The 10,009-nt window shown below is 68.0% G+C and carries 9 protein-coding genes; 7 read left to right on the forward strand and 2 right to left on the reverse strand.

The genetic code is table 11. From position 1 onward, the window contains the following. Positions 1-15: 15 nt before the first annotated feature. Positions 16-2,085, forward strand: coding sequence for a S9 family peptidase (locus AAF184_13720; protein ID MEO0423392.1), 2,070 nt, complete (start codon positions 16-18; stop codon positions 2,083-2,085). Between the two features lie 22 nt (positions 2,086-2,107). Here the strand turns inward: AAF184_13720 and AAF184_13725 are convergent, their stop codons facing one another. Next, a complete protein-coding gene (locus tag AAF184_13725) occupies positions 2,108-2,740 on the reverse strand; it encodes a carboxylesterase (protein ID MEO0423393.1) in 633 nt (210 codons plus the stop codon). Between the two features lie 222 nt (positions 2,741-2,962). On the opposite strand from AAF184_13725, the gene AAF184_13730 reads away from it, so the two are divergent. From AAF184_13730 to polA, 4 genes are read left to right on the forward strand one after another with little or no spacing between them, the layout of a single operon-like run. Next, on the forward strand, positions 2,963-3,388 hold the full coding sequence (locus AAF184_13730; protein ID MEO0423394.1) for a hotdog fold thioesterase: 426 nt from the start codon (positions 2,963-2,965) through the stop codon (positions 3,386-3,388). After that, a complete protein-coding gene (locus AAF184_13735) occupies positions 3,388-3,552 on the forward strand; it encodes a lipoprotein (GenBank protein ID MEO0423395.1) in 165 nt (54 codons plus the stop codon). Before AAF184_13730 ends, AAF184_13735 begins: the two co-directional genes overlap by 1 nt. After that, positions 3,552-4,865, forward strand: coding sequence for a diaminopimelate decarboxylase (gene lysA / locus AAF184_13740; protein ID MEO0423396.1), 1,314 nt, complete (start codon positions 3,552-3,554; stop codon positions 4,863-4,865). The genes AAF184_13735 and lysA overlap by 1 nt, the downstream gene beginning before the upstream one ends. An 11-nt stretch (positions 4,866-4,876) precedes the next feature. Next, entirely contained in the window at positions 4,877-7,642 is a 2,766-nt protein-coding gene (polA, locus tag AAF184_13745) for a DNA polymerase I (protein MEO0423397.1), read from the forward strand. Between the two features lie 200 nt (positions 7,643-7,842). On the opposite strand, the gene yihA is transcribed toward polA, so the two are convergent. Beyond that, positions 7,843-8,487 (reverse strand): ribosome biogenesis GTP-binding protein YihA/YsxC, encoded by a 645-nt coding sequence (yihA, locus tag AAF184_13750; protein ID MEO0423398.1) that lies wholly within the window; start codon positions 8,485-8,487, stop codon positions 7,843-7,845. Between the two features lie 73 nt (positions 8,488-8,560). Between yihA and AAF184_13755 the strand changes: the two genes are divergently transcribed. Beyond that, positions 8,561-9,169 (forward strand): c-type cytochrome, encoded by a 609-nt coding sequence (locus AAF184_13755; protein MEO0423399.1) that lies wholly within the window; start codon positions 8,561-8,563, stop codon positions 9,167-9,169. Between the two features lie 128 nt (positions 9,170-9,297). Continuing rightward, positions 9,298-10,008: a thiol:disulfide interchange protein DsbA/DsbL gene (locus AAF184_13760; protein ID MEO0423400.1), complete on the forward strand. Its 711-nt coding sequence runs from the start codon at positions 9,298-9,300 to the stop codon at positions 10,006-10,008. The last annotated feature ends 1 nt before the right edge of the window (position 10,009 follow it).

Consider the following 10,009-nt stretch of genomic DNA (forward strand, 5'->3'; position numbering starts at 1 on the left):
CAGGGAGAGTTCGCCATGACCCGCAACATCCACGCCGGATGGCACGCCTTCGCTGCCGCCACGCTCGTCCTCAGCAGCAGCCTCGCCTGCGCCGCACATCACGAGGGCCCACCGGTCTTCGATCGCATGGACGTGTTCGACCTCGAGTACGCCGCAGACCCCCAGGTCTCGCCCTTCGGCGACAAGGTGATCTACGTTCGCCGCGCCAACGACGTGATGCGCGATCGCACCGTCGGCAGCCTGTGGGTGATCGACGTGGAGTCCGGCGCCCACCGCCCCCTGATCACGGACGAGGGCAGCGTGGCATCGCCGCGCTGGTCACCGGACGGTGAGCGCCTGGCCTACCTCGCCGGCAGCGACGCCGGGCCCGTGATCCGCGTGCGCTGGCTCGACAGCGGCGAGACCGCCAACGTCGCCACCCTGAAGCGCGGGCCGCAGGGCCTCACCTGGTCGCCGGACGGCCGCCACCTCGCCTTCGCCATGGACGTGGACGCCTCCACCAAGCCCCTGGCCGCGCCGCCGCCAGCCCCCAAGGGCGCCGAGTGGGCACCCGCCGCCAAGTACATCGATCACACCTACTACCGCGCCGACGGCGCCGGCATGCTGCAGCCGAGCTTCACCCACGTGTTCGTGGTGCCGGCGGACGGTGGCACCCCGCACCAGCTCACCGACGGTGACTTCAACCACGGCGCGCCCGTCTTCACCCCGGACGGCAGCGCCGTACTGTTCTCCGCCGATCGCAGCGCCGACTGGGAGCAGGATCCGCAGGAGAGCGAGATCTGGCGCTTGAGCCTGAAGGGCGGCGCCCTCACCCAGCTCACCTCCGATCGCGACGGCCCGGACACGAGCCCACGCCCCTCGCCGGACGGTCGCCAGATCGCCTACCTCGGCTTCGACGACAAGCGCCTCAGCAGCCAGCAGACCCGCCTGTACCTAATGAATGCGGACGGTAGCGATCCGCGCCCCTTGACGGACGACTTCGACCGCTCCGTCGGCAACATCCAATGGGGCGACGACGGCAACCTGTGGTTCCAGTTCGACGATCACGGCCGCACCCACGTGGCGGCGATTCGCCCGGACGGAAAAGACCGGCGGGTGGTCGCCGAAGATCTCGGCGGCACCACCCTCGGCCGCCCCTACACCAGCGGCGGCTTCTCCGTCGCGGGCGGCACCATCGCCTACACCAGCGGGAGCGGCGCCCTGCGCCCGGCGGACATCTACGTACGCCGCGGCGAGCGCGAGCAGCGCATGACCATGCTCAACGAGGATCTTCTCGGCCATCGCGCCCTCGGCCGGGTGGAGCGCCTGACCTGGAAGTCGAGCGCCGATGAGCTGGAGATCGAGGGCTGGCTGGTCTACCCACCGCACTACGAGAAGGGCAAGACCTACCCCCTCATCCTCGAGATCCACGGCGGCCCTCACTCCGCCTACGGACCGGTATTTTCCGCGGAAGTACAGCTCTACGCAGCCGCCGGTCACTTCGTGCTCTACACCAATCCCCGCGGCAGCACGAGCTACGGCCAGGCCTTCGCCCAGGAGATCCACCACGCGTACCCGGGTGAGGACTACGACGACCTGATGTCCGGCGTAGACGCCGTCGTCGCCCGCGGCATGATCGATGAAGATCAGCTCTACGTGACCGGTGGCTCGGGCGGCGGCGTGCTGACGGCGTGGATCGTGGGCAAGACCGATCGCTTCCGCGCCGCCGTGGTGGCCAAGCCCGTAATCAACTGGCTCAGCTTTTCCCTCACGGCAGACGGATACCCCTACTTCACCCGCTACTGGTTCGCCTCCATGCCCTGGGAAGATCCGGACAGCTATTGGGTACGTTCGCCGCTCTCGCTGGTGGGCAACGTGAAGACGCCGACCATGCTGCTCACCGGTGAGCAGGACTACCGCACGCCGATCTCCGAGAGCGAACAGTATTATCAGGCGCTGAAGTTACGCGGCGTGGACACGGCGATGGTGCGCATCCCGGGGGCCTCCCACGGCATCGCCCGCCGGCCTTCGCAGCTTATCGCCAAGGTGGACAACATCCTGGCGTGGTTCGAACGGCACGCGCCGTCGAGCGAGGCGGCGCGCTGACCCTGGCGGGCCGGCGTCGGCCTCAGCCGGCGCCGATCGCTTCGGCGATGAAACTGCCGACGGCGCGCGCCTCCTCCAGACACACGGAGTGGCCCATCGCGTAGCGCTTCCAGGTGACCGTGTAGCCGCGGTCGATGAGTACATCCCGGGCCGCCTCGCCGAGGGCTACGGGTATCGTCGGGTCCTGGGTGCCGTGGGCGGCGAACACCGGTGGGGCGTCAGGGCCACCGTCCGGCAGGGCCGAGGCCAAACCGCCCGCGAAGGGCAGATAGCAGGAGAGGGCCACCACCCCGGCCAGGGGCTGGGTGCGGCGCAGGCCCGTGTAGTAGGCCAGCACGCCTCCCTGGGAGAAGCCGGCGAGCACGATCTTCGAGGCTGGCACGCCGCGTTCGATCTCCGCGTCGATGAGGGCATCGATTGCCGCCGCGCTCTCGCGGATGCCGTCCTCGTCCTGCTGGGTGAGGCGATCAAGGGCGTAGATGTCGTACCAGGCGCGCATGACGAAGCCGTTGTTGATGGTCACGGCGCGCTGGGGTGCGTGGGGGAAGACGAAGCGCACCAATAGGCCCTGGGGCAGGTCCAGCTCCGGCACGATCGGCTCGAAGTCATGACCGTCTGCGCCCAGGCCGTGCATCCAGATGACGCTGCCCGCCACCGGTGCACCGGCCCCGTCGTTCGAACTGCGCGGCGCATCACCACCGCCTCGGTACTCCAACTCGATCCGCTCTAACAAGGCCCGCTCCCCGGGTGTTCACTCGCGTGCGAAGTATAGCCGCCGACGCCGACAAACGTTCCCCCGATCGTTTGTCCCCTCAGCCACCGCCGGCAGCGGTTGTGTATGCTTCGCAGGCTAAGGTTTCCGCCACGAGCACACTGAATGATCTGGAAGTCTGCCCCGAGCCTAGAGCAGTTGAATGGGATGTCGCAGGATACGCTCCTCGCCCACCTCGGCATCACGTTCACCGCCGTGAGCGATGACGCCCTGTGGGCCACCATGCCCGTGGACCCACGCACGCGCCAGCCCTTCGGCCTGCTCCATGGCGGTGCGTCGGTGGCGCTGGCGGAGAGCTTGGGCAGCACCGCGGCGAGCCTCGTCGTGGGCCCCGAGACGCCTTGCGTCGGACTCGACATCAACGCCAACCACGTGCGCGGCGTGCGCGAGGGCCTGCTGACCGGGCGGACCACACCCCATCACCTCGGGCGCAGCACCCACGTGTGGCAGATCGACATCGTCGACGAACGGGAGCGCCTGGTGTGCACCAGCCGCCTCACCATGGCCATCCTCGGCAGCGGCGGGGCGTGATGGGCCTCCTGCTGCCCCGCCTGGGCCTCGTCCTCTTGCTCGCGGTGGCGGTCAGCGCCTGTGGCCAGCGTGGCGCCCTGTATCTGCCCGGCACGCCCGATCCGGCGGAGCAGCCGGCGACGCCGGCGGAGGACGAGGAGCGTGACGAGGAGGCCGGCAGCTGATGGCGTCCCTGGTCGACGACGCCTTTGTCTCGCGCGACGGCACCCTGCACTGTGAGCGGGTGAGCCTCGCGACGATCGCCGATCACTACGGCACCCCGTGCTGGGTCTACTCCAAGCGCATGGTGCTCGACGCCTGGGCCGCCTACGACCGCGCCTTCGCCGACCACCCCCACCTGATCTGCTACGCGGTGAAGGCGAACGGCAACATCGCCCTGCTGCAGCAGCTGGCGGACGCCGGCGCTGGCTTCGATATCGTCTCGATCGGCGAGCTGGCGCGCGTGCTCGCCGCGGGTGCAGACCCTTCGCGGGTGGTCTACTCCGGCGTCTGCAAGACACCGGACGACCTCGCCACGGCCCTCGCCCGCGGCATCAGGTGCTTCAACGTGGAGTCCGCGGCGGAGCTAGACACGCTCGCTGAACTCGCGGAGCAGGCCGGCGTGCAAGCGCGCGTGGCGCTGCGCGTGAACCCCAATATCAGCGTCGATACGCACCCCTACATCGCCACCGGGCTCAGCGACCACAAGTTCGGCATCCCGATCGGCGAGGCGCCCGCCCTCTACCGGCGCGCTGGCGACCTCACCTCCCTGCAGATAAGCGGTATCGCCTGCCACATCGGCTCGCAGATCCGCCAGCTCGACGCGTTCGCGAGCGCGGCGTCGGCCCTGGTGGCGCTCGCCGACGAACTCGAGACGAAGCACGACATCATCATCGACCACCTCGATCTGGGCGGCGGCCTCGGCCTGGACGGCGACGACGATCAACGCAGCCCGGGCGTCGATGCCTATGTGAAGTGTTTGGTGGAGACGGTCAATCGGGGCCGTCGACCGCGCGAGATCGTGATCGAGCCGGGGCGCTCCATCGTCGCCGAGGCCGGGGTGCTGCTGACCCGCGTGCACTACGTGAAGCGCAACGGCGAACGGACCTTCGCCCTCACGGACGCCGGCATGAACGAGTTTCTTCGGCCCGCCCTGTACGGCGCCGAGGTCCCCATCGTGCCCGTTGAGGAGAAGACCGCCCACAGCGAGCTCACGCGCTGCGACGTGGTGGGCCCGGTCTGCGAGAGCGCCGACTTCATCGGCCGCGACCGCAGCCTGCCGCTGGCCCCGAAGATGCTGCTCGCCGTCGGCGAGGCCGGCGCCTACGGCGCGAGCATGAGTTCGCACTACAACGCCCGCCCCCTGGCCGCCGAGGTGCTGATCGACGGGGCGGATGTGCATCTGGTGCGTGAGCGCGAGTCGCTCGAAGGATTAATGCGCGGTGAACACCTCGCGCCGGGCACCCCCGGCAGCGTGGATGCCGCCAGCGGAGGTTAGGCTCAGAGCCCATGGCAGCGAAGAAAGACAACAAGACCGGCACCCTCTACCTCATCGACGGGTCCTCCTACCTCTACCGCGCCTTCCATGCCCTGCCGCCCCTGACCAGCGCCGATGGCCGCCCCACCGGGGCCGTCTACGGCGTGGTCAACATGCTCAATAAGTTCCTGCAGGAGACCGAACCCACCCACATCGCCGTGCTGTTCGACGCGCGCGGCAAGACCTTCCGCGACGAGCTCTACGCGGAGTACAAGGCCCAGCGCCCCTCCATGCCCGACGACCTGAAAGTGCAGATCGAACCCCTGCACGCCACCGTCAAGGCCCTGGGGCTACCGATCGTGCAGGTGCAGGGGGTGGAAGCGGACGACGTCATCGGCACCCTGTGCACCCAGGCGCGGGCTGCCGGCTGGAAGACCGTGGTGTCCACCATCGACAAAGACATGGCCCAACTGGTCAACGACGAGGTCCGGTTGGTGAACACCATGTTCGACACCCAGCTCGACCGCGACGGGGTGGTGGCGAAGTTCGGCGTGCAACCAAAGCAGATCGTCGACTACCTCGCCCTCGTCGGCGACACCTCGGACAACATCCCCGGCGTGCCCGGCGTAGGCCAGAAGTCCGCCGCCGGCCTCCTCGGCACCTTCGGCGACCTCGACGGCATCTACGCCAACATCGAGAACCTCGCCGAGGCCAAGGTGCGCGGCGCGAAACGCATCGGCGAGAAGCTCCTCGAGCACCGCGAGGATGCCTATCTATCCCGTCAGCTGGCGACGATCCGCTGCGACGTCGAGCTGGAGGTCAGCGCCACCACCCTAGCCCGCGAGACCGCCGATGTGAGCGCCCTGCGCTCGCTCTACACGGAACTCGAGTTCGGCACGCTGCTGCGAGCACTGCCCCACGACGCACCAGGCGCGGCGCACACGCAACCCGCTGCGGCCGAGGGTGACGCCCCCAGCGAACGCACCCTCCAGCTGATCCAGGACGACGCCGCACTCCAAGGCCTGCTCGACGCACTCAGCGGGCAAAACCGCGTCGCCATCGACGTGCACACGCTGCGCCCCGAGCACCAGAGCGCCGAGGAGCTGGTCGGCTTCTCCATCGCCTGGGAAGGAGGTGCTCAGGTGGCCTACGTGCCGACTGGGCATCGCTACCCCGGCGTCCCCGAGCAACTCGCCGCTGACGGCGTGGTAGCAGCCTTACGCCCGCTCCTCGAGGGGAGCGCACCCTCCCTCGTCACCCACGATGTGAAGCGCTTGGGCCATGTGCTCGCCCACTGGGACGTCACACCTAGCGCGATCGATAGCGACCTCATGCTTGCCTCCTACGTGGTGAACAGCACCACCGGGCGCCACACGCTCGATGAGCTGGGCCTCAAGTACGGTGGCCTGGCCCTGGACGACTACGTGTCGATCGCCGGCAAGGGGGCGAAGCAACTCGGCTTCGACGAGCTCGAGATCGAACGCGCCGCCGAGTGGATCGCGCCGCGCACGGGCGCCATGCCGGCCCTGCACGACACGCTCAGCGCGCAGCTCGAGGCGACGCCCGCCCTGGCCACCCTCTATCGCGAACTCGAACTGCCCTTGGCGGACGTGCTCCGACGCATGGAAGCGCGAGGCGTGCTGGTGGACGCGGAGCAGCTGGCCCAGCAGGGCAAGGAGATCGGCGCCCAGCTGAAGACCTTGGAGGCCCAGGCCTTCGAGGAAGCCGGCGAGACCTTCAACCTCGGTTCTCCCAAGCAACTGCAGGAGATCCTCTTCGGCAAGCTGGGCCTGCCCGTGAGCCGCAAGACGCCGAGCGGCCAACCCTCCACGGCGGAGGATGTGCTGGAGGAGCTATCGCAGGACTTCGCCCTGCCGCGCCTGATCCTCGAGCACCGGGCGCTGGCCAAGCTCAAGTCCACCTACATCGATAGCCTGCCGCGGGTCGCCTCGGCCAAGGACGGGCGTGTCCACACCACCTACCACCAGGCCGTGGCCGCCACGGGGCGCCTCTCCTCGGCCGACCCGAACATGCAGAACATCCCCATCCGGCGGCGAGAGGGGCGGCGCGTGCGGCGCGCGTTCGTGCCCGCGCCCGGCTGGCAGCTGATCTCCGCGGACTACAGTCAGATCGAGCTGCGCATCATGGCCCATTTGTCCGCCGACGAGAGCCTTGTGCGCGCCTTCGCCGAGGACCGCGACATCCACCAGGCCACGGCCGCCGAGGTTTTCGGTGCGCTCACCGTGGACGAGGTGACTGGCGATCAGCGCCGTTCGGCGAAGGCGATCAACTTCGGTCTCATCTACGGCATGTCGCCCTTCGGCCTGGCCCGCCAGCTCGGCATCGCCCAGTCCGCCGCCCGCGAGTACGTCGATCGCTACTTCGAGCGCTATCCGGGCGTGCGCACGTTCATGGACGAGACGAGAGCACAGGCCCGCGAGGACGGCTACGTGGAGACCGTGTTCGGCCGACGCCTGTATCTACCGGAGATCAATTCGCGTAACTATCAGCGCCGTCAGTACGCCGAGCGCAGCGCCATCAACGCGCCCATGCAGGGCACGGCCGCAGACATCATCAAGCGGGCCATGATCGCCGTGGAAAGCTGGTTGAGCGACGAGTTCGCCAACGACGCGCGCCTGATCATGCAGGTTCACGACGAACTGGTAGTGGAAGTCACCGAAGACGCGGTGAGCGCTGTGAGCGAGGGCCTCAAGGAAAGAATGAGCGGCGCCGCCGAGTTGGCGGTACCGCTGAAAGTCGAGGCGGGTAGCGGGCAGAACTGGGAAGAGGCCCACTGATAAATTTTGTGCTGCGGGTGGAACTCTTCGGTGCCTCGCCGCATCTATACCTGTGAGCGTTGTTAGTGCGCTTGCCCGTTGTTCTCCCTAGACGGGCTCCGCGGCCTGGCTTTCCCCGGCCAGGCGCGACACCGCTGACCCCGGTGGCTGTAATTCCCCTGCGGCCACCGGGGTTTTTTTCCCAAAGTTCAGGCCCCAGGTCAAGTCGACTCTCCCGCCCGAATCGAATCAGGTGCGGCGGCCGAATCCCCCTCCAGCCACCGACGGGTGACCTGACGCGCTTCGTCGACGCCCACCCGGCGCAGACCTGAGAACAGTTGCACCCCCACGCCGTCACCCAATTCGCGCCGTACGGCCGCCAGGGTGCGGGTGGATTCGTTGCGATTGAGCTTGTCAGCCTTGGAGAGAAGCACGTGTATCTCGGGCTCGTGCGCTTGCGCGAAGGCCAGCATCTGCCGATCGAAGGGGCCGAGCGGGCGACGGGCGTCCATGATCAACATCATGCCGACGAGGGAGCGACGCTCGGCGAAGTAGGCCTCCATCAGCTGGGCCCACTGCGCCTTCACCTTCGGCGGCACCTGGGCGAAGCCGTAGCCCGGCAGGTCTGCCAGGCGGCCGAGGTCCTGGAGGTCGAAGAAATTGATGAGCTGGGTGCGCCCTGGCGTCTTGCTGGTGCGGGCCAGGCCTCGGCGGTTGGTGATGGCGTTGATCGCGGTCGACTTGCCGCAATTGGAGCGTCCCGCGAATACGACTTCACGACCAGAATCGTGGGGAAATCCCCGAACGTCGGCCGCGCTCGTAAGAAAGTTTGCGAGTGGCAGGGATGGGCTCCCGGTCGCGTTCATGGGCGCCCCCTTTCCTGTACAATTCGCGCCCCGTGGCGCACCGCAACGATATCGGAACGGAGCATTAAAGAGTATGCATATTGCAGCAAAGCACTGGGCTCTCGCCCTGGTCACCGCCTCTGCCCTGCTGATGGGCGGAGCCCACGCCGCCGGTTCGGCAGACGCCGGTAAGGCAAAATCTGCCACCTGTGCTGCCTGCCACGGCGCCGACGGCAACAGCCTGAACCCCGAATGGCCCGCCCTCGCCGGCCAGCACGCCGCGTACATCATTACGCAGCTCGAGTGGTTCCGCTCCGGTCAGCGCAAGAACGTGCTCATGTCCTCCCAGGCAGTCAATCTGTCGGATGAGGACATCAAGGACCTGGCCGCGTACTTCTCCAGCCAGCCGCTGAAGGTGCCCGGCGCCGTCGAAGGCACCGTGGAGAAGGGTGAGAAGCTCTACCGCGGCGGCAACGCCACCACTGGCCTCACGGCCTGCATGGGCTGCCATGGCCCGAACGGCCGCGGCAACCCCGGCGCCCTGATGCCCGCGGTCGGCGGCCAGCACGCCGCTTACACGGCCAGCGCGCTGAAGAACTATCGCTCCGGCGAGCGCGAGCACCCGATCATGGGCGCCATCGCCCAGCGCCTGACGGACGCCGAGATCGATGCCCTGGCCGGCTACCTGCAGGGCCTTCACTGACCCTCGTACCGGCTTGGCGCGGCGGCCCCGAGCAAATGGGGGCCGCCGAACTTCCGCCAGCCATGGCCGTCAGAGCTAGCGACGACCCAGGGCGACAAGCGATCGCCCATCATTCAGGGAGAAAGAATATGAAGTTCCTCGCCGGCCTCACCCTGGCCGCCCTTACCGCCTTCACCGGCGCCGCCTGTGCTGACGAAGCACCCACCCGGCTCGCCCAGGCCCTGTTCCAGGAGGGCGTGCACTTCGAGCGCCTGCCCCAGGCGCAGCCGACCTCCAGCCCCGCAGGCACCGTCGAGGTCACCGAGTTCTTTATGTACAGCTGCCCGCATTGCTTCAGCTTCGAGCCGCACGTGGAGAACTGGCTGGAGAAAAAGCCTGCCAACGTGAACTTCGTGCGCGTGCCGGCGAGCTTCAACCGCGTCGCCCAGCTGCACGCCCAGGCCTACTACGCCGCCGAGGCGCTCGGCGTGCTGGAAGATGTGCACGGGGAGTTCTTCCGCGAGTTCCACGTGCGCAAGAACCGCCTGATGACGGAGAAGGCCCTCACCGCGTTCTTCACCGATCAAGGCGTCGATAAGGCCGCTTTCGAGAAGGCCATGGCGTCCTTCCCGGTGGATGCGAAGCTGAAGAAGAGCGCCACCATGGCCCAGCGCTACCGCCTGCAGAGCGTGCCCTCGGTGTACGTGAACGGTAAGTACCGCACGGACGCCACCATGGCGGGCAGCTACCCGAACCTGCTGCGCGTGATCGACTACCTCGTGGCCATCGAAGGCGCGAGTGAGACCGAAGATGCGTCGGCCAGCGTCAGCGCGCCGGCCAGCAGCGACGGCCAGGGCTAAC

This window comes from Pseudomonadota bacterium, from assembly GCA_039815145.1.
In the GTDB taxonomy this organism is placed as follows: Bacteria; Pseudomonadota; Gammaproteobacteria; order Steroidobacterales; family JBCBZW01; genus JBCBZW01.

Excerpts from the sequence above, each read along its gene's own strand:
- AAF184_13720 (MEO0423392.1), top strand. The coding sequence starts at position 16 with ATGACCCGCAACATCCACGCCGGATGGCACGCCTTCGCTGCCGCCACG.
- AAF184_13730 (MEO0423394.1), top strand. The coding sequence starts at position 2,963 with ATGATCTGGAAGTCTGCCCCGAGCCTAGAGCAGTTGAATGGGATGTCG.
- AAF184_13735 (MEO0423395.1), top strand. The coding sequence starts at position 3,388 with ATGGGCCTCCTGCTGCCCCGCCTGGGCCTCGTCCTCTTGCTCGCGGTG.
- lysA (MEO0423396.1), top strand. The coding sequence starts at position 3,552 with ATGGCGTCCCTGGTCGACGACGCCTTTGTCTCGCGCGACGGCACCCTG.
- polA (MEO0423397.1), top strand. The coding sequence starts at position 4,877 with ATGGCAGCGAAGAAAGACAACAAGACCGGCACCCTCTACCTCATCGAC.
- yihA (MEO0423398.1), bottom strand. The coding sequence starts at position 8,487 with ATGAACGCGACCGGGAGCCCATCCCTGCCACTCGCAAACTTTCTTACG.
- AAF184_13755 (MEO0423399.1), top strand. The coding sequence starts at position 8,561 with ATGCATATTGCAGCAAAGCACTGGGCTCTCGCCCTGGTCACCGCCTCT.
- AAF184_13760 (MEO0423400.1), top strand. The coding sequence starts at position 9,298 with ATGAAGTTCCTCGCCGGCCTCACCCTGGCCGCCCTTACCGCCTTCACC.